14 protein-coding genes are annotated in these 20735 nt (G+C 53.5%); 10 read left to right on the top strand and 4 right to left on the bottom strand.

Annotation, left to right across the window (positions count from 1 at the left end; translation table 11 throughout):
- The first annotated feature begins 64 nt into the window (after nucleotides 1-64).
- The 9 genes from Q31b_RS05780 (at nucleotide 65) to Q31b_RS27935 (ending at nucleotide 12653) form a co-directional block, all read left to right on the top strand.
- Nucleotides 65-1576 carry a PAS domain S-box protein gene (locus Q31b_RS05780; protein ID WP_197170971.1) on the top strand — a complete coding sequence of 504 codons (1512 nt, stop codon included), beginning with the start codon at nucleotides 65-67 and terminating at the stop codon, nucleotides 1574-1576.
- 97 nt (nucleotides 1577-1673) lie between these two features.
- Nucleotides 1674-2054, top strand: a complete 381-nt coding sequence (locus Q31b_RS05775) for a response regulator (RefSeq protein WP_146598626.1) — start codon at nucleotides 1674-1676, stop codon at nucleotides 2052-2054.
- 63 nt (nucleotides 2055-2117) lie between these two features.
- A complete protein-coding gene (locus Q31b_RS05770; RefSeq protein WP_146598625.1) occupies nucleotides 2118-3575 on the top strand; it encodes a sigma-54-dependent transcriptional regulator in 1458 nt (485 codons plus the stop codon).
- Between the two features lie 416 nt (nucleotides 3576-3991).
- The gene (locus Q31b_RS05765) at nucleotides 3992-5362 is read left to right on the top strand and encodes an efflux RND transporter periplasmic adaptor subunit (RefSeq protein WP_146598790.1); all 1371 of its coding nucleotides are present in this window, start codon (nucleotides 3992-3994) and stop codon (nucleotides 5360-5362) included.
- On the top strand, nucleotides 5359-8523 hold the full coding sequence (locus Q31b_RS05760; protein ID WP_146598624.1) for an efflux RND transporter permease subunit: 3165 nt from the start codon (nucleotides 5359-5361) through the stop codon (nucleotides 8521-8523). Before Q31b_RS05765 ends, Q31b_RS05760 begins: the two co-directional genes overlap by 4 nt.
- 390 nt (nucleotides 8524-8913) lie before the next feature.
- On the top strand, nucleotides 8914-10089 hold the full coding sequence (locus Q31b_RS05755) for a DUF1559 domain-containing protein (RefSeq protein ID WP_146598623.1): 1176 nt from the start codon (nucleotides 8914-8916) through the stop codon (nucleotides 10087-10089).
- 90 nt (nucleotides 10090-10179) lie between these two features.
- On the top strand, nucleotides 10180-10362 hold the full coding sequence (locus Q31b_RS05750) for a hypothetical protein (RefSeq protein ID WP_146598622.1): 183 nt from the start codon (nucleotides 10180-10182) through the stop codon (nucleotides 10360-10362).
- 794 nt (nucleotides 10363-11156) lie between these two features.
- Nucleotides 11157-12353, top strand: coding sequence for a DUF1559 domain-containing protein (locus Q31b_RS05745; RefSeq protein ID WP_146598621.1), 1197 nt, complete (start codon nucleotides 11157-11159; stop codon nucleotides 12351-12353).
- A 132-nt stretch (nucleotides 12354-12485) separates the two neighbouring features.
- Nucleotides 12486-12653, top strand: coding sequence for a hypothetical protein (locus Q31b_RS27935; RefSeq protein ID WP_197171019.1), 168 nt, complete (start codon nucleotides 12486-12488; stop codon nucleotides 12651-12653).
- A 9-nt stretch (nucleotides 12654-12662) separates the two neighbouring features.
- Here the strand turns inward: Q31b_RS27935 and Q31b_RS05740 are convergent, their stop codons facing one another.
- The 4 genes from Q31b_RS05740 to Q31b_RS05725 form a co-directional block, all read right to left on the bottom strand.
- Nucleotides 12663-13205: a hypothetical protein gene (locus tag Q31b_RS05740; RefSeq protein ID WP_146598620.1), complete on the bottom strand. Its 543-nt coding sequence runs from the start codon at nucleotides 13203-13205 to the stop codon at nucleotides 12663-12665.
- A gap of 116 nt (nucleotides 13206-13321) precedes the next feature.
- A complete protein-coding gene (gene floA / locus Q31b_RS05735) occupies nucleotides 13322-14344 on the bottom strand; it encodes a flotillin-like protein FloA (protein ID WP_261343839.1) in 1023 nt (340 codons plus the stop codon).
- A gap of 281 nt (nucleotides 14345-14625) precedes the next feature.
- On the bottom strand, nucleotides 14626-15216 hold the full coding sequence (locus Q31b_RS05730; protein ID WP_146598618.1) for an NfeD family protein: 591 nt from the start codon (nucleotides 15214-15216) through the stop codon (nucleotides 14626-14628).
- Nucleotides 15216-17498 (bottom strand): NfeD family protein, encoded by a 2283-nt coding sequence (locus Q31b_RS05725; protein ID WP_146598617.1) that lies wholly within the window; start codon nucleotides 17496-17498, stop codon nucleotides 15216-15218. The genes Q31b_RS05730 and Q31b_RS05725 overlap by 1 nt, the downstream gene beginning before the upstream one ends.
- Nucleotides 17499-17930: 432 nt before the next feature.
- Between Q31b_RS05725 and ppdK the strand changes: the two genes are divergently transcribed.
- Entirely contained in the window at nucleotides 17931-20597 is a 2667-nt protein-coding gene (gene ppdK / locus Q31b_RS05720; protein ID WP_146598616.1) for a pyruvate, phosphate dikinase, read from the top strand.
- Nucleotides 20598-20735: the final 138 nt, after the last annotated feature.

The following is a 20735-nucleotide window of genomic DNA, read 5'->3' as shown; positions in this document are numbered from 1 at the left end:
TGTGGCTTACCTGGACAGAGAATTTCGTGAATTGAGCGTGCCCTGTATGGTGAGCGTGCCCTGTATGGATCGATCGAACTCAAAAAAGAAACGGACGGGCGCTCCGAGAACACGATCTGCTGATGCGCGGACGCAACAGGTCGCGGACGCTATCCCAGCCATGGTTTGGATTTGTCGGTCGGACGGTTACGCGGATTACTTTAACCAAAAATGGTGTGAGCAAACGGGCAAGACGGCTGCCGAATCGATCGGATGGGGGTGGGTCGAGGTGATTCATCCAGATGATCGTGTGCGGATTGAGCAGAATTGGCTGGGCGTGGTTGAGTCCGGCGACGACTACGTCAACGAGCTGCGCTACCGGATGGCAAATGGAGAATACCGCTGGCATCTCGTCAGAGCCGTTCCGGTTCGTGATGACATGGAAAATGTTGGTGACTGGATTGGGATTTGCACGGATATTGAGGATAAACATCGATCGGAAGAGACGCTGCGGAATCGTGAAAAGCATTATCGAGCGGTCGTGGAAACCGCAGGCAGTCTTGTCATATTCATGTCACCGGAGAATGAAATTCTTGAATGGAACTCCGAAGCCGAACGTCTGATTGGTTACTCTCGCGATGAAGTTCTTGGGCAAAATCCATTCGAGTTTCTAGTGGACTCTCGTCGTCGCGACAACACGATGGCGGAGATATTGAGTGTCCATGCTGGTAATTCGTTGCAGTCATTTGAGCTTCCCTTTCGTACCCGAAGTGGACGTTTAGTGAGTCTGCTCTGGAATGCGACTCGAGTGTTAGATGGGAATGGCAAATTGATGGGGCATTTTGCCGTAGGGCAAGATATCTCTGCATTGAAAGCGGCCCAGGACAAGTTGATTCAATCCGAACGATTGGCAGCCATGGGGCAAATGATGTCCTCCTTGGCTCATGAAAGTCGCAATGCGCTACAGCGGATTCAAGCTGGCGTCGATATGCTCAAGTTTGAGATTGCTGAAGGTTCGGAAGCCGCATCCGATTTGGCGGAAATCTCGAAAGCACGAAGTGACTTGTTGACCTTGCTTGATGCAATGCGCAACTTCGCCGCCCCCGTAATCCTCGATCTGCAAGCATGTAACCTCGCGGAGGTTTGGAACCAAGCGTGGAGATATCTGCACAGCGCGGACGGAAACCATCAAGCGGAACTGGCTGAACTCACCCAGGGCTTTGAGCTACAATGCACCGTTGATCCGTTTCGTATCGAGCAGGTTTTTCGCAATCTGTTTGAGAACGCGATAGCGGCTTGCGCCGGTCCAGCCAAGATTCAAGTCATTTGTGCGGACTGTGAACTTGAAAGTGTGCCAGCGATGCGCATCACTGTGCGGGATAATGGGCCTGGGTTAACAACGGAACAACTCGAACGAACCTTCGACGCGTTTTATACAACGAAACCAAAGGGCACTGGCTTGGGCATGGCAATTGCATTAAAGGCGGTCCGAGCTCACAACGGGATGCTTTCCGCTAACAACGGTGACGGTGGTGGTGCCGAGTTCGTGATCACGCTCCCCCGTCACCAAGAGAAGAACGATGTTCCGTCCACTTGAGTCTAGCGAATGTCATGATGACTTTCGGTATAGCATTTGTCGGAGCCGTAACCCTCCGAGAGTTTTGCTAGGGAATCGATTCCTGAATAGAAAGAAAATGAACGAAATCCGGCTGCCGTCCAGACCAACCAAGTCACTGCGTATTGTCGTTGCCGATGATGAAGCGTATATACGCTGCTACTTTTCGCGGATGTTACCGCGGCTTGGGCATCGTGTCGTCGGCAGTGCAAGCGATGGTCGCGAGCTGGTTGAATTATGCGGAGCCGAGCGGCCCGATTTGGTCATCACCGACATTCGCATGCCGATAATGAGCGGCATCGAAGCAGCCGATCAGATCGCAAAGTCTCAATCCGTTCCTGTTGTGATCCTTTCGTCACATGACGAGCCGGTAACGAATAATCCGAACATCATCGAGTTTCTTCGAAAGCCGTTTGAGTTGCAGGAACTCGCTCGGGTGATCGCCCGATCAATCACTTAGAATGTCTCTACGGCCTACGCGACAATGGCAAAACAGCGGCCTCTTTGACACAGACTCAACTGAATGACATCCACCATTTTAAACTCGAACGTATCTCTCGACACCCAATCGACTCGCTTGTTGCTTGTCGATGATGATGCTAGTTTCCGCAAGTTGACAGCTCGGAACTTCGGACGTCGGGGCTATGAGGTCCAAGAGTCCGGTTGCGGTAGCGATGCTCTAGGGATGATCGAAAAGCATGATTTTGAAGTCGTGATTCTAGACGTATCGATGCCTGACATGACCGGTATCGAGGTTTTGAGGCATCTCGATGAATCCAATGGTGACATCGAAGTTATCATGTTGACTGGGCAGACGACCGTTAGGACAGCGGTGGAAGCGATGAAGTTGGGGGCGATCGATTATCTTGTCAAGCCTATCGAAATGGATGAGTTGATCGTTGTTGTTGAGAAAGCGGTGAAGTCCGGGCGGTTGAAACGAGAACACCGGCACTTGAAGGCAATTCTCCAACGTTCGACGCCGTCGTTCGACATGATTGGCCAATCCGAAGCAATGCACGAGGTGTTTCGATTGATCCAACGGGCCGGACCGACCAACAAACCCATTCTTATTCAAGGTGAGAGCGGCACGGGGAAGGAAAGGGTCGCCAGGGCATTGCATCAGGCAAGCCTCGTCGCCGACAAGCCAATGGTTGTGATTAACTGCGCAGCGCTGTCTGAGCATCTGCTCGAGAGCGAACTGTTTGGTCACGAAAAGGGCAGCTTTACCGGTGCCACCGCAGCCAAGGAAGGTTTGTTTGAACTTGCTGATGGAGGCACTTTGTTCATTGATGAAATCGGCGAAATGGCTGGATCGCTGCAAGCAAAGATGTTGCGTGTCTTGGAAGATGGTTCGCTTCGCCGTGTCGGTTCGGTCAAAGAACGAAAAGTAAACGTTCGCATTATCAGCGCGACGAATCGTGATATGCAGAAGGAGGTTGATGAAGGTCGTTTCCGTGAAGACCTCTTCTATCGTATTGATGTCATGACGCTTCGCGTGCCGCCGCTGCGAGCTCGAGCAGATGACATCCCCAACTTGATCCATCATTTTGCTGGCGAAGATTGGGGAATCACCGTGCAGACGCTCGATGCGATGAAAAAATACCACTGGCCGGGAAATGTTCGACAATTGATTAATGCGATTGAGCGAGCCAAGATTCTAGCCGATGACCATACGATTCACCTGAAAAATCTGCCGCCCACCATCTCCGAAGCTGTTTCTCCATCTGCCACGCAGGAGTTAGCCACGCAGGAGTTAGCATTGCAGGAGTTAGCATTGCCAAACCGTGAAGGTTTGGTGCATCAGACGGAAACCAAACCAATCCACCGCGACCGGCTGGTCACGGTGCTACAGCAATGCGAAGGCAATAAAGCCCGGGCGGCTCGTTCCTTGGGCATTAGTCGTCGCACACTTTATCGCTTATTAAAGAAGCACGGTATTGCAGTGGACAAAACCGCAAATCGGACAACCGATCATCCGTAGCCGAACCTGCTTCGGCATGTGAAGGTAGCGAAGGGCTCGACCTTTAAGCGACCTCGAAGCCGCCCACAAAAGTGTATACCGGAGGCGCGCGGTATACACTTTTTTGCTGTGCTGAAAGCTCTCTCTTTCGTCAATCGATTTGACGCTTTCATCGTTTTGCGTGAAAACCAGCAGGATTTCGAGATTCAATCAACGGTACAGTCTTTGCGACAGGCAGGGTGAGTAACACTCCCCAAACAATAGGACCTTGTGTGAATTTATCGAATCAACCAAACCCTTATCCTGAAGTTCGCAGCGACGATCTGGATTTGAAACCGCTAACGCGACTGGGCCAGGCGTTGTGTTGTGGCGTGTTCGTGACGGTGGCCGTGCTTGTGACCACGGGCTGCTCAGAAGGCCTGTCGAGTCCACCACAAATGCCGATGCCAAGTGTAACGGTTGCCAAGCCGTTGAAGAAGAGAATCGTTGAGTGGGATGCTTACACCGGACGTTTGGAAGCGGTTGATCTGGTCGAGATCCGTGCTCGCGTGGGCGGATATCTAAAATCCGTTCATTTTGACGAAGGCCAAATTGTCGAGGAAGGCGACTTACTATTTGTTATCGACCAGCGACCTTTTGAAGCCGAACTTCATGCCGCAAAGGCGAAGCTACGACAAGGTAACTCGCGTCTATTGCAATCCAAGGCGATGCTCGAGCAGGCCAAAGCCCGGTCGTTACAATCCGACGCTCAGCTAAATCTAGCGGATGTACGGCACACACGGATTAGAGGATTGAGCCAAAGGAACGCTGCGTCGGAGCAAGAATTAGACGAGAGAGAAGCTGAATTGGTTCAGGCCGAAGCAGACATTGAAGGCGTTAAGGCGGGCGTGAGTTCCGCTGAGGCCGCGATTGCTACCGCCGAAGCCGAAATCGAGTTGGCCAAAGCGGGAGTCGAAACGGCGGAGTTGAATCTGCAATACACCGAGATTCGCGCGCCCATTTCGGGGCGAATCAGTCGCAAAGAAGTAACCAAAGGAAACTTGATTGCCGGTGGTACCGTAACGTCATCCCTGTTGACGACGATTACGTCGATTCAACCAATCTATTGCGTTTTTGATACGACCGAGCAGGATGTGCTGAAGTACATGCGTTTGGCAGCATCGGGTGATCGGGAAAGTTCGCGAATCGCGAAGAACCCCGTGTTCCTCGGGTTGGCCGATGAAGAGGGATTCCCGCGTCGTGGCCATATGGACTTTGTCGACAATCGATTCGACACCAATACAGCCAGCATGAGAGCGCGGTGCGTTTTCCCCAACGATGAACAGTTGCTGGTTCCGGGGATGTTCGCTCGGATTCGCGTTCCGGGCAGCGCAGCCAACGAAGCGGTGTTGATTCCCGACTCGGCTGTTGGAACCGATCAATCGTCTCAATACGTGTATGTGGTCGTTGACGGAAAAATCGCACGTCGTGCGATCGAACCGGGGCCGATCGTTGACGGCCTACGAGTCATTCGTCAAGGACTCGTGGGAGACGAATGGCTGGTGATTGAAGGCCTGCTACAGTCACGTCCCGACGCGAAGGTGAGCACGGTTCAAGGTACGATCGAAGCGGTCGAAGATGGATTGCCCGATACCTATCAACCCGTGCGAGAGGAGGAGTGGATTTCGCGAGCTCCTGATCCATTGCCTGACACCGCGTGGCTTTTTCATCCACCATCGGGTCTAGGGATAGGGCTTGCTCGCGCAATACATGAAAGCGAACGGCAAACCGCGGCGAACCATGGCGGAGCGAGGGGGGAGTACTCATGAAGTTCCCACACTTCTTCATCGAGCGTCCGATCTTTGCCGCCGTCCTCTCATCTTTGTTCGTGCTAGTCGGCGGAATCACGTATTTCTCGTTACCCGTGTCGCAATACCCTAACGTTGCACCGCCAACGGTCTTGGTACGAGCAAGCTTCCCCGGCGCAACGCCCCAAGTCATCGCAGATACTGTCGCTACGCCGATCGAACAAGAGATGAACGGCGTGGACGATATGCTTTATATGGAGTCGTCATCGAGTAGTGATGGGACGATGCAGTTGACGGTCACGTTTAAACTGGGCACGGACCTTGACGACGCACAAGTGCTCGTGCAAAACCGTGTTGCCATCGCCGAATCGCGTTTGCCCGAGCAGGTTCGCCAAATCGGAGTCACTACGACCAAGCAGATCCCAGACATGTTAATGGTCGTACATCTCAACTCTCCCGACGACAGTCGAGACAACCTGTATATTAGCAATTTTGCCTTCTTGCGTGTCCGCGATGCGTTGATGCGACTAGATGGCGTTGGTGAAATTCGTATCGCTGGAGGAAACGAATACGCGATGCGTGTCTGGTTGGACATTGAAAGGATGACCCATGTTGATTTGACTGCCAGCGAAGTCGTCCAAGCGATCCGCAACCAAAACGTGCAAGTCGCGGCGGGTGTGATTGGACAACCGCCCACCGGCGACACCGGTGACTTCCAATTGAATGTGACCACACAAGGTCGATTGATTCAAGAAGATGAATTCAGCAACATTATCGTTAAGCGTGGTGGCGATGGTCGAGTCACTCGATTGCGTGATGTCGCGCGTATTGAACTCGGTGCGCAGGACTATTCGCGTCTCAGCTACCTTGATGGTCGATCCGCGATCGCAGTGCTGATCTATCAACGGCCTGGAACCAATGCCGTCGACACAGCAGCCGAAGTCAAGAAAACGATGGCGGACATGGCTGGGAACTTTCCACAGGGCATCGGTTACGAGATCGCATACAACCCTACCGATTATGTGGAAGAGTCGATCAGCGAAGTGATGACGACACTCTTTCTTACCACATTATTTGTTGTCATGACCGTCTTCCTCTTTTTGCATGGCTGGCGTCCCACAATCATCCCGGTAATTGCAATCCCCATTTCGCTTATCGGTACCTTCGCCGTTATGCAATTGATTGGTGTGACACTGAACACGCTATCCTTGTTTGGATTGGTATTGGCGATCGGGATCGTGGTGGATGATGCAATCGTTGTGGTTGAAAATGTAGAGCGTTTGATTGCCGAAGGGATGACGCCACGCCAAGCAACCCACAAAGCGATGGACGAAGTCGGATCCGCATTGATAGCGACCACGTTGGTGTTGATCGCTGTGTTTGTACCAACCGTTTTTATCACTGGAATCAGTGGCCAATTCTACCAACAATTCGCCCTCACGATCTCGATCTCGACCGCGATCTCCACCTTCGTTTCATTGACACTCAGCCCCGCGTTGTGTGCGATACTGCTAAAGCCGAAAGACGCAGCGAAAAGCCGCTTCGGCAAAGGGATGGACCTCTTGTTTGGATGGTCGTTTCGTTTGTTTAACCGAACCTTTGATTGGACCAGCAACCTATACGCCGGTATCGTTGGCCGGCTGGTTAAGAAAACCGGAATCGCGCTGGTTCTCTACGTTTTGTTGCTCGTCTGTACCGGGCTGAGTTTTGGTTTGGTGCCCACTGGCTTCATTCCTGATCAAGACCAAGGGTACGTGATCGTCGCGATCAATCTGCCCGATGGGGCGTCCCTTGCTCGCACGGACAAGGTGACCCGCCGAGTGGCCGAGATCGGCGGCAAGATCGACGGGGTTGCTCACGCGGTAGGTATCGCAGGTCTATCGGGCGCCACCTTCACGATCAAGCCGAATGCGGCGGTCTCGTTCTTGCCTCTTGAAGATGCAAAAGAACGAGCCGCCCGTGGCCGCAGTGTGCATGCGATCGTAGCAGAAATGCGCCGCGAAGTCGCCTCAATCAACGAAGCCCAAATTCTAATCATTCCACCGCCACCGATTCGCGGTATCGGACGCGGAGGCGGGTTCAAAATGTATGTCCAAGACCGCAGCGGTGCGGGAATCGAAACGCTAGGCCAAGTTACGGCGGATATGCTAGAAAAAGCTTCTGCTCAGGCTGGCGTGGCACAGGTGTTCACAAACCTAAGAATGAATGTGCCACAGGTCTATGCCGACGTGAACCGTACCAAAGCTCAAATGTTGGACGTTCCGGTCGGCAATGTGTTCGATGCTCTACAGATCTATCTCGGCTCGATGTATGTCAACGATTTCAATTTCCTGGGTCGTACCTACCGTGTGACGGCCCAGGCGGAACCCCAGTTTCGCGATGACGCTCATGACATCGAGCGAATCCGTACTCGCAGTGCACGCGGGGCAACCGTTTCGCTCGGCTCGCTGGTCGATGTCAAGTCGACGGCGGGACCGGATCGCATTGTTCGCTTCAACTTATTCCCCGCAGCCGACCTGAACGGTTCGACCGTACCTGGATTCAGTACCGGCGAGTCGCTGAGAACAATGGAGAATCTTGCCGACGAGACGTTGCCAGCTGGCTTTGGCTACGAATGGACCGAAATCGCCTACCAAGAGAAGATGGCGGGCAACACGATCATTTATCTGTTCCCGCTGGCTGTCTTGTTCGTGTTCTTAGCGCTGGCGGCTCAATATGAAAGCTGGCTGCTGCCGTTGGCGATCATTTTGATCGTACCGTTGTGTTTGCTGTTTGCCTTGATCGGCGTTTGGTTTCGCGGCATGGACAATAACGTGCTGACGCAAATTGGGTTTATCGTTTTGATTGGATTGGCGTGTAAGAATGCGATTCTGATCGTCGAGTTTGCCAAAGCGGAAGAAGACGCTGGTAAGAATCGCTATGATGCCGCGATTGCAGCGTGTCGACTGCGCCTGCGACCTATTCTGATGACAGCGTTCTCGTTCATCTTGGGCGTCATTCCTTTGTTGATCGCCACCGGCGCCGGTTTCGAGATGCGCCGCGTTCTAGGCACAGCGGTATTCAGTGGCATGTTGGGCGTGACGCTGTTCGGGTTATTCTTAACACCTGTGTTCTACGTCTTGCTACGACGTTTCACGAAACAGGCCTCTGAGCAACCTGAATCGAAGCGTATCGAATCCTAATTCTCTTCCCTGACAAAGCACTGAGATGAATTCGCGACCATGCGACGACGGATTCGCTGGGTCGCACCTCCTCCGGGGAAAAGACAAGTACTCCATTGATGTGTTTGGTTCCAATGGGGGCCCTTCACAAAACACATCCGCGTGCTTTTCTTGCTCGATGCAAAGCTCAGCCCCACCATCGCCACTTCACTCTGGGCTGTAATTACGCGCCTTTTTGCCGTTTAAAGTGGTGTAAAGCCCCTTAAAATCACAAAAAAATACCCTGCGTCCTATAAATACACGATATATCGGCCGGTGCGCCTGAGTTAGGTTTCAGGAGTAGCGTATCCCGCTATGGGGGTGGCGAGATGCCATCATCACTGTTTACGTCTTTTCTTAAGGGTATTGAAAATGAAGAAAAAGTTTAGGTCAGATCACGGTTTCACATTGGTGGAATTGCTCGTGGTGATCGCAATCATTGGGGTCCTAGTGGGACTGTTACTGCCGGCGGTTCAGGCGGCTCGCGAGGCAGCTCGGCGAATGAGTTGCAGCAACAACTTCAAGCAGATTGGACTCGGAATTCACAATTACCATTCGGCATTCAACCAGCTCCCTATGCAGGCCGGCGGCACCTCAAGTCGTATCTTTTGGGACGATACCTGGCAGGATTCCGTCACCGATAACAACTGGCAACTCAGTATGCTTGTGGGCATCCTGCCTTTCATTGAGCAACAGCCCACCTGGGAAATTATTTCCAATCCATACAATGACGGCTCCGCAACGTTTCCAGCCATGGGGCCAACACCAGAAAATTTGGCGTATGAACCCTGGCGAACGGAGTTCCCAACGTTTCGCTGTCCCAGTGATCCAGGTTCCGGCCTTCCATCGTTGGGTCGGACCAACTACGCGGCTTGTTTGGGTGACTCAACATGGTGTAGTTCATTGGTGAAGCATCCCATTGTGGACGACAGTGAAGCGGTTTTCGGAGAGCATGCTCAGGCGGCGCAGCGTGGTTTGTTCAGATTCCACTATAGCACCCGCTTCCGCGGCTGCTTGGATGGTTTGTCCAATACGATCGCGATGGGGGAAATCATCACCTACTTGGGAGATAGCGACAAGCGTGGAGCAGTATCAGGTGATGATATATTTGGGAGCAACGGCAAGGGGCTTCTTTGGCCAAGAAAGAATCCATTGCAGTGCCGCGGCTTGATCGATCCCGAGCGGCCTACTTATTGGCTCGATGCTCCCCAAGCCAGTCAATCGGACCGACATCGCGGGTATCAGTGGGCTCATGCATCGGCGACCCAAACGGGCGTGATGACGATACTCCCCCCCAACGCCGAAATATGTGGGCGTCCCAACGCGTACCATACCGTTATCACCGCAACGATGTCGAGTCAGCATCAGGGCGGTTGCCACGTCTTGATGGGCGATGGTGCGGTTCGATTCGTTACGGACTCAATCGAGGCCGGGGATTCTACGGCTGGCAACATCTTCTTGAACACCGCCGGTGCCCCGAGCCCTTATGGGCTTTGGGGAGCGCTCGGCACGCGGGCTGCGAAGGAAGTGATCGACGAAGATTTTTAAGACACTTTCAGTTTCCGGTAGCCATTGTAACGCTGATCGCTTTTACGCGGTCAGCGTCTTTTACGTCAGTATTTTAACGGAGATCCCCCTATGAAACTATTACCATTGATCGGATTGATCGCGTTCGTCTCGTTGCCACTGTTGTCTGGATGTGGCGGAGGTTCCGAGCCAGAAGTGATGGAGGTCACTCAAGATCAGATTGAAGAACGCGCCGCGAGTGTCGAAAGACGAGCCGCTGCGATGAGGGAAGAACTCAAGGAAGAAGGGATGTAGACCCTCAAGCCTCAAAAATGGACAGGAGCAATAGCGTTTGCTCCGCAGAATGGGGGCGTGATAGCAACTTAGTCGCGGCTATCACAGCGGACTAAAATGTCGAAGCCACCGCATGCTTTCTCAGTCGGAATAATGCCTGCGTTCTCTCTCGCAGGCCAGTGAGTTGACCCAAGGTTCATAACAAGCTCGGCACGACCCCAGCCTCGCTAGCCCGGATGATTCATGGGCTTGCAAATTGTTTTGCTAACGTCTACGCCTTCAAGCGTTTACGTTCATTGCTCGAAAAACAGTCTGCGTATTAGCCGTTTTGGCGTTAGCGGGCTGTCGATTTAATCGGTTTGACTCGACTGATTGTTTAACGCCAAGCCATAGGCGACCGCTTATGGAAAAGCTGACGCCTTCGGCTAAGCGTTAAACGATTAAATCAGCAGGCCGCTATCGGCAAAACGGCTAATGAATCATCCGGGCTAGGATCGCTTTCTGAAGTGACGCGTCGTTTCGACGCAGGACCACGCAAGCCAGTCATCTCCAGACGCTGGCATCAAAGGTCTGCTCTTGGGTATCCCCCCTTGCTTTTTCTCTTCCATGCGAGATTTGGCTTTACCTGATCCGCCCCGTCTTGGGCTGATCTGTCTCTTTCCTTGGTGATCTAAAGGTTGAAAAACTCACTGTGTCGTATAAAGACACGATATTTCGACCGATGCTCCCGAGATAGAATCCAGCCGTGACACATCTTTACAGAGTTTGACAGGGTGTAGCTGTCACCGTTTACGTTCATTTATCAAAGGTATCGAATGATGAAGAAAAAGTTTAGGTCATACAGCGGTTTTACGTTGGTGGAATTGCTCGTCGTGATCGCAATCATTGGCGTGCTAGTGGGATTGTTGCTCCCCGCCGTTCAAGCCGCCCGAGAAGCCGCTCGGCGGATGAGTTGTAGCAACAATTTCAAACAGATTGGGCTCGGAATCCACAATTACCACTCTGCGTTCGCGCAGTTGCCAACGCATGGTTCGGGGACGACGGGTACTGTTTCCTCCGATCCTGTCGGGATGACGCATCGATATGCGAGTTCAGCGCTCCATAACAATTCTCGACTGAGCATGCTGGTGGGGATTTTACCGTTTGTGGAGCAGCAGGCGATTTGGGAAACGATTTCAAATCCCTACAACGGAAACGCGTTTCCTGCGATGGGGCCAACTCCTGAAAATGCAAGTTACGACCCTTGGGTCACCGAAATGCCTGGGTACCGTTGTCCCAGCGATCCGGGCAAAGGACGCCCCGCGTTGGGAAGGACCAACTATGCTGCCTGCTTAGGTGATTCGTCGTGGGGTACGTCGATGTATCGGCATACGAGTTTATTCAACAGTGCGGATAAGGCCGCCTCGCAAACCGCGGCATCACTTCGTGGTGTCTTCAAGCTTTTCCAGAAGACACAGTTCCGAGACTGCATGGATGGCTTGTCCAATACGATTGCGATGGGAGAAGTTATCACCTATATGGGGGATACTGATTCTCGAGGGGCGGTGCGAAATGTGGATCTTGGCAACAATAATGCCTCTATCGAGGCAATACGCGACAATCCGACTGTGTGCCGTGAGTCTCTCGATCCCAGCCGGCCTCAATTTTGGGCAACGGATGCCGCTGATCAACCGGACGGAGGTCGAGGATATCGCTGGGCGGATGCTACTACCATTTTTAGTGGCTGCCTGACGATTTTGCCTCCCAATTCGGAAATATGCAGCGCGAATAATCCGATCGGTTTGACGATCACGGGAACCATGTCGAGTCAACACCCGGGTGGCTGCCACGTTCTGATGGGCGACGGGGCGGTCAGGTTTGTGACCGACTCGATCGAAGCGGGGTCGTCGAGCAGCGGTAACGTCTGGTTGGGTGGCTCAAATGCGACAGCACCCGGTTCGCGGAGTCCTTACGGATTGTGGGGGGCTCTTGGAACCAGGTCCTCGAAGGAAGTTATCAGCGAGGAATTCTAGTCGTTCGTTCTCTTATCAGAGCGTTCCCCTCGTTTAACAATGAGGACGGGCATTCGCGCCCGTCCCGGCGCACTTGCGAAAAGTCGCCATGTCGAATACGCATCACTTCACACAATTGCTGGAATACGTTTGATGAAATATCTTGTTTTGGTTTCGATGGTTTCCTTGTTCGTCGTGTCCAACTTCACCGGTTGCGGGGGCAGTAGTGATCCCACGGTGGTCGAGATGGACGATACTCAAATCGCAGACTATGAGGCCAGAGAAAGGCTGCGTCAGGAGCAGATGGAAAACGATGAATAGCTAGCCCGCCTACCAGCGGTGCTCGGGGCGGTCAAGGATTTCGCGGAGCAGGACCGCTTGTTGCATCCCCCCGGGCCGATGAAGCACTTGAACCAGGTCTTCGATGGTGAACCCAGTAACCTTTGAGTTCTCGTTTTTCGAAGCAGGCAACGCTTGAGTGCCCGCTGGGCTTTTCAACTTTGAAAACGCTTGAGCGGCTTCTTGTTCTGCCTGCTTCGCAGCCCTTTTCGCATCCTCGATCTTGCGGCGGCGCTGATTCCACTGGCTATCGACATCTTCGACCACCTCGGCAACGACAATCTCTTCATCAACCGGTCGAGCGACACGTTCGGTTCGACTGTTGCTGTACTGAGGCTTCTGTCGTTGGGGCTTCTGTCGTTGGGGCTTCTGTCGTTGGGGTGTTTGTCGTTGGGGTGTTTGTCGTTGGGGTTGTTGCGATTGCGGTCGTTGGGGTTGCTGAGTTCGACCGCCGGCCGGCGCGTTGCCACCGCCCGCTTTCGCTTGCCGCCGCTGTGCCGCTCGGCGTAAGAAGTCTTCGAGGTCACCTGCCATGTCGGATCAATTCGTTGGTGGTTTGAAGTGTTTCGGTAGTGGATCTTGTTAAAGATCCCTGTGCATGAGGGTTTTTAACAAGATCCACTACCCTAAAGCGATTTACCGCTTCACTGCTACGGTTTGTCGTAGTTGGTTTCGACGGCACCGCGGCTACTGCCCGCAATCGATTTTCGCATTTCGGTATCGGCACTGACATTTTGCAGCTTGTAGTAATCCAAAATGTGTAGATTGCCGCTTCGAAAGGCTTCCGCCATTGCTTCGGGCACGGAGGCTTGTGCCAGTACCAACGTTGCTCGGCTCTCTTCAATCTTGGCCTGCATCTCTTGTTCTTCCGCAACCGCTGACGCGCGTTTTCCTTCGGCTCTCGCTCGAGCGACCTGCGTGTCTGCTTCGGCTTGATCGGCCTGGAGGCGGGCTCCGATATTCGCACCGACATCGATATCCGCAATGTCGATCGATACAATTTCAAAGGCAGTTTGTGAATCGAGTCGTTTTGCCAAGACCGCCTTGCTGATCACATCGGGGTTTTCCAAAACGGCTTTGTGATTGGCTGCACTACCAATTGCACTGACAATCCCTTCACCCACGCGAGCGATAATCGTTTCTTCGGTAGCACCGCCGATCAATTGTTGCAGATTCGCTCGGACGGTCACGCGTGCCTTTACCTTGAGTTGGATTCCATCTTTGGCAACGGCATCGAGCGACGGTTTGACGGCACCTCTTGGCGGGCAATCGATGACTTTGGGATAGACGCTCGTTTGCACTGATTCGAGGACGTCTCGGCCTGCCAAGTCGATGGCGGTGGCTTCTCGGAACGTCAGTGAAATCGTTTTCGCTTTCTTGGCTGCGACAAGCGCCCGAATCACTTGTTGGACGTTGCCCCCGGCGAGGTAGTGAGCTTCAAGTGATTCACTGGTGATCTCTGGATCATCCAAACCTGCTTGCGTCGCCATGATTTTGCTGCGGACGATCGAGCGAGCATTGACCTTTCGAAAGGTCATCCCCAGCAAATTGAAAAAGGATACCTTGGCACCTGTTAATTGGGACTGAATCCACAACCCAAAATAGCTTGCAAAGATAAAGAACATGACCAACAGAAAACCGAAGACAATTAAAGCGCCCACGAGCAGAGGCATCGTCGCGTCGGGGAGTTGTTGCCCAAACAAGCCAATGCTCAGGCCAGCGTCATCGAGTGCAGGTGCATGTTGTAACATCGGATCGCAGTTCCATCAGTGTTGAATGTGTCCCGGCAAGAGACTCGAAATGTCAGAGGGGACCGTCTTTTCGTTGTTGCGCAACGACTCGCTACACGGCTCCCGCCTTGTAACGGGGAGCCTCCAGCCATGGTGTTCCCAGGCAGCGTTCTAGGAATACGTGGTTCGGCCACCCTCTAATGTCCCGGCAAGAGACTACGATGTCAAGCGAGGGCGTCAAAATCAAAGTTTTCTGGAGGGTTTTCGAGGCTGTCGGGCGACCTGGGCTGTTGGGGTTCTTCCACGACCGAGATCTCCTCGACGCTCAGCGGGCGCACGTGAATTTTTCCTGCCTCAATTTTTGTGACGACGATTTGAGTTCCTGCGTCGATCGCCATGCCTTCACTGACGGCATCGACCCGTCTCGAATCAATCAGAATCAGGCCGCTCGGCAGCATATTGGTCTTCGCAACGCCTCTTTGATTGACCAGTTCGTCGAGGGGCGTGCCGTCCGCAAGTTTTCTTTGCGAACGACCGTCATACGTCTGGCCCGGTCGCCGATTCAAGATCCGTCGGCCAATGGGGGTATGGGGCCAGACATGAATGACGCCAATAAAGACGAGCGGCGTCGTAGCCGCGACAAGCATCAGTAGCGTCACGCCAGCGGTCGTGCTGTGGGTAAATGCCACTGCCAATGCAGCGACGACGATGACCACCGCCGCGATGCCCACTAGCCCACCGCTGGGGATCATGAACTCGAGAACAAGCAAGGCGTAGAAGACCGCAAGTAAAGCGTAGGCGTAGTAGAGTGGCATCAGACGTCCGAGGCCTCTTCGCGACTCACTTGCTCGGCCGGAGTCTCTTCGACCGCTTCGACTAAAACGCGGGTCCCATGCACTTCGAAGACTCGGACCGGTTCACCCGTACCGATGGAACTTCCGTCGCTAATCACTTGAACCGTCGCCTCCCCAAACTTGGCCTTTCCCGATGGCCGCAGCGGAGTCGTCGTCATGCCGTTTTGACCTAAAAGATAAGCGTAGTCGCCAAGTTTTTCCGCTTCGTTGACCTTCTGCGAATCGGGCGGTTCCATGGCCAATCCACTCAGTACAGGAATGTGTGGCATCATCATGCGGATCACAAAGAAACCGGCCACGGTTCCAATGGCGGCACCGAGCGCCACCCAAATGCTGTGCGTCAAAACCTCAACCTGATACACATTTCGTGGCAGCACAAACGTTTGGCTCATTAAGACGATCCCCAAGATCGTCATCGCCAACCCGCCAACACCAAAAACGCCAAAGCCGGGTATGACAAAAATCTCGATCGCAATGAAGGTCAACCCGAGTGCAAAGGCCAGCAATTCGAGCCATTCCGCCGTGCCTGCCAAAAACTTGATCCAAACGTAGATCGCGAAACAGACCGCTGCGATAAACCCGGGGAACCCGAGTCCAGGCGCGTTCGCTTCCGTCGACAAGGCCGCAAACCCGATGAACAACAGCAGGAACGCCAAGCCCTGGTTGCGTCCCAATCGTTCGACCCAGCGGACGAGGCCTCGATCGGAGACCAACGGCGGCTTTTCTGCTAACCCGACTCGCCGCGAAACATCGTCAAGTGACGCGGACTCGGCATCGGCCAACCCGAGTGAGATCGCTTCGGAGGCGGACAATCCGTTGCCCAATTCGATCCGTTCGCCGCGCTGCCAGCGATCTTGGTTGGCTTCATCGCCTCCAGCAAGTTCGTCGCCCCCTCGGAGCACTTCCTCTGCTCGCAAATCCTCTGCCGTTGCATAGCGAATGCGTCCCGTTTTGCGGTTCGTATAACGATAAACCTCGAGCGATGGATCGAGGAGACCGCGAATCAGTGCGGAGGGCCGCTTGGTGGTCCGAGCAATTTGTTCGATCAGTTCATCATTTCGCCGTACATCGGTGGCGTCGATCGCTTGAGCGCCTGGGCCACCGAGTCGAGCGCTTTCACGCATGTACAACGGTCGGCACGACACCGCAATCAACGCGGCATCGCCACGCGCTTCGGCTTGCACAAAACCGGCAACCGTTTGTAGCGGAGGTTCCGGATCCGAGAACCAACCCGCTAAGGTCGCGCTTTGGTTCAGGTTTCCTCCTGGCGAATCGATCGAGATAATCCACGTATTGATATCGCCTGATTCCAAAGTTGACGACAAATTGCTCTGCCAGCGCCGAGAACGGCTATCGTTGATAGAGCCAACGATCTCTAGCAGCATCCCCTTGGGATCGCCGGATGACGTGCTGCGATCGAGTGAGTTGAGCGCGGCCAGATCGAGCAGTTCCGCCAAGGCCTCTGGGGATTCAACAATGCCCGCCGCAATCCTGGCCGAACGCAGCCGGTTTGCGTCCATTCGCAGGGGAGCATTGGCGGACGACCAAATCGTTTCACGAACGACTTGGCCACTCGATCGTAAACGGTCGAGTTCGTCGCCCGAGGCAAACACCTCGTTGCCATCGGCTTTCGAAACCATCGCCAATTCGGCTCCCGAATCGACCAGGGCGGTGACAACGGGTAGTGGAAACAAGCCACGTCGAGCCGCGATCGTTTGATAACTCGCCTCAATCGTCTCATCCGCCGACGATTCGTCTTTCGTTGCATCGGCAATCACGGCCGAGGGAGAAACGACCAATAGATCCGATGCAAGGATTGGCAGAGTCAAATGGCCCTCCACCGTTCCTTGAACCCAAGACACGACGCGAATCCGCCGCAACTCTGGTTGGGTCATTGCCCGAGCCAATCGCAGTGCATCTTCGAAGTGGATCGTTCCTCCCGAGTCGCTATCGATCGGGTAGCGAAGTACCACCGTGACGCGGGCATTCTCGTCGGCTGATTCAGACAACCGGCCAAGCCGCGCGAGGAGGTCGGCGACGGAACCCGATGTCAAAGGGTTCGGGATGTCGAGCAAATAGCCCTCTTTAACCCGCGTGGACTCTTCGTTTGTATCCTGATCCGCCGCCGCGGCGGGAAGAGGAGTGAATAACCCCGCTAGGAAAAGAAGAAAAACAAATGGCCGGAGGCGCCGATGCCATTGTGACCGTGTCCGTTCACCGCTTTCGTTGAGTTCAGTACGCATCGCGCTGGTGACTTTTGTTTGTTTTTGTTGAGAGCAAGTGTTGAAGGATACTTTGAGAAGCAGAGTATCGGGATTGGGTACCGGGATATTATTGGGTACCGGGATATTATAGGGTCAAATCGTAAACAATGAAGCCTTCGCCGGGTCGAACCGTCCTTTGGCTCATCTAATTTGCTGGCTTTCGGTTAACCGCGTGCGGATCGGGTCCTGGTGGCAGAGAGCACCCCAGAGCGGGGCCAACGAAACGGGGCTTTTTGGTTGCACTCATTGACCCGATCTGGATTTACAAATAAAGTTTGACGGCTAACAGGCGTCTTTTGAGTCTTCTCACATCGATCGACCGCTCCGAAACCCCAATACCCTTCTTCCTTTCAATCTTCGATTCCTCGCGAATCACCCTAGAGAATAGTAAAGAAATACAGAGAATCAGTCATGGCAAAAAAAGCGAAGAACGGAAAATCCGTTCCAAAAATGGTGTACTACTTCGGCAAAACCAAGACCGAAGGCAAAGGTGCTGAAAAATCACTTCTCGGTGGAAAAGGTCTCAACCTAGCCGAAATGACTTCCATCGGACTGCCCGTCCCTCCTGGTTTCACGATCACCACCGAAGTTTGCGATCTCTATTACAAGGCTGGCGAAAAATTGCCTGCGGGGCTTAGCGACGAGATCAATGCCGCTGTCAAAACCCTGGAAAAAGAGACGAGCAAAAAGTTCGGTGACGATTCCGATCCGCTCTTGGTTAGTGTCCGCAGTGGTGCTGCCGTCAGCATGCCTGGGATGATGAACACGATTTTGAACTTGGGTCTTAACGACGTTGCGACCGAGGGCTTGGCCAAAGCGACCAAAAACGAACGTTTCGCCTACGATGCCTATCGCCGCCTGATCAACATGTTCGGCGACGTTGTTGTTGGTATGGATCACCATGTTTTCGAAACCGCTTTCGATGCGGTCAAGAAAAAGTACAAAGTCAACGAAGACACCGATGTCCCCGCCGAAGGTCTCAAGCAACTTTGTGAAGACTATAAGGCGGTATACAAAAAGCACACTGGCGAAGAATTCCCACAAGACCCAATGGTCCAGCTCGAAAAATCGATCATGGCCGTCTTTGGTTCGTGGAACACAAGTCGCGCCGTCCGTTATCGTGAAATTGAAAACATTCGCGGATTGCTCGGTACTGCGGTCAACGTTCAATCGATGGTTTATGGAAACATGGGCGACGATTCGGGCACCGGAGTCGCCTTTACTCGCAACCCCAACACGGGCGAGAACAAGTTCTTCGGCGAGTTCCTTATCAATGCTCAAGGCGAAGACGTTGTCGCCGGTATTCGGACTCCTCAACCGGTTGCCGAAATGCCGAAGTGGAACCGAGCCGTTCACAAAGAGCTCATTGCGATCAAAAAAACGCTCGAGGATCATTATGCCGAAATGCAAGATATCGAGTTCACGATCGAACGTGGCACGCTCTATATGCTGCAAACGCGTACGGGCAAACGAACGGGTGTTGCGGCAGTCAAGATTGCTTGCGATATGGTCAAAGAAAAGCTGATCGACCAAAAGACGGCTGTTTTGCGAGTTCCCGCGAACGATTTGACTCAGCTACTTCTGCCGAGCTTCAAGCCAACGGCTCGTAACGCGGCTGACGTTTTGTGTCGCGGATTGCCTGCCTCGCCTGGTGCTGCCGTCGGCAAATTGGCTTTCACCGCCGAAGACGCCCGCAAGGAAGCGGATGCCGGGAACCGAGTCATTTTGGTTCGAAAAGAAACCAGTCCTGAGGATGTCGACGGCATGAACGCCGCCGCAGGTATTTTGACGAGTACTGGCGGGATGACCTCTCACGCGGCCGTCGTCGCACGCGGTTGGGGTAAGTGCTGTGTCGCAGGCGCGGGTGAAATCGATATCGACGCCAAAGGCAAGAAAATCAAGGTTGCTGGACGAACGTTTGGTGTCAATGATGTCATCAGCCTTGACGGAACGACAGGCGAAGTGATGTCGGGCGAAGTGGAAACGCAAGAGCCAAAACTTTCGGGGGACTTCAGCAGGTTGATGAAGTGGGCCGACGAATACCGTACGATGGCGATTCGCACCAACGCGGATTCCCCCGCTGACAGCAAACGAGCTCGCGACTTCGGGGCCGAAGGCATCGGGTTGTGCCGTACCGAGCACATGTTCTTCGAAGGCGATCGAATCACCGATATGCGTGAAATGATTCTTTCGGACGATGAGGACAGCCGCCGTGCGGCTCTTAAGAAGTTGTTGCCTCATCAACGCAAAGATTTCGAAGGAATCTTCAAAGCGATGAACGGACTTCCTGTCACGGTTCGGCTGCTTGACCCACCGCTTCATGAATTCGTGCCTCACGATACAGCCGGTCAAGGTACGGTTGCCAAACAGATGGGGCTGAAACCGAAGGACGTCAAGCGACGCGTCGAAGCGTTGCATGAAGCGAACCCAATGCTCGGTCACCGTGGATGTCGATTGTCTGTGACGTTCCCTGAAATCCTTGAAATGCAAGTTCAAGCGATCGTGGAAGCAGCTATCAATTGTGCGAAGAAGAAGATCAAGGCACAGCCTGAGATCATGATTCCGCTGGTCGGTACGGCCAACGAGTTGGAACTTCTTCGCGGCAAAGTCGAAGACACGATCGAGGCCACGAAGAAGGCTAAGAAGTTCGAGGGCAAGCTCGATATTTTGATCGGTACGATGATCGAAATTCCACGTGCTGCTTTGACAGCCGACGAGATCGCAAAGTATGCCGATTTCTTCAGCTTCGGTACGAACGACTTGACCCAAATGACGTTCGGCTACAGCCGTGACGATGTCAACACGTTCTTGCCTGACTACCTGTCTCAAGACGTTTTGGAAGTCGACCCATTTCAATCGCTCGACACCAGCGGTGTGGGCCAATTGGTCGAAATGGGCTTCCAAAAAGGCCGCAGCACGAAGCCACAATTGAAGGTTGGCATTTGCGGTGAGCATGGTGGTGACCCCGCTTCGATCGCATTCTGCAATAAGGTCGGGTTGAATTATGTCAGTTGCAGCCCGTTCCGCGTGCCAATCGCTCGGCTCGCTGCCGCTCAGGCAGCACTCCAGCAAGCCTAAATCCTCAGGCAAACCGTCTTGTTTAAGCTTTCGCCCTTTTCTGATTGATTTTAAGGGCGAAGCGTGGCGGTGGTATCCATGCGTGAACGGCTCTGGCTTCGGGCTCTGGTTTCGTTTGAATCGCGTTGTCAGCATGTT

Origin of the sequence: Novipirellula aureliae (assembly GCF_007860185.1) — a bacterium.
In the GTDB taxonomy this organism is placed as follows: Bacteria; Planctomycetota; Planctomycetia; order Pirellulales; family Pirellulaceae; genus Novipirellula_A; species Novipirellula_A aureliae.
The sequence above is the reverse complement of the archived record's forward strand: the minus strand, read 5'-3'. Positions and strand labels throughout refer to the sequence as shown.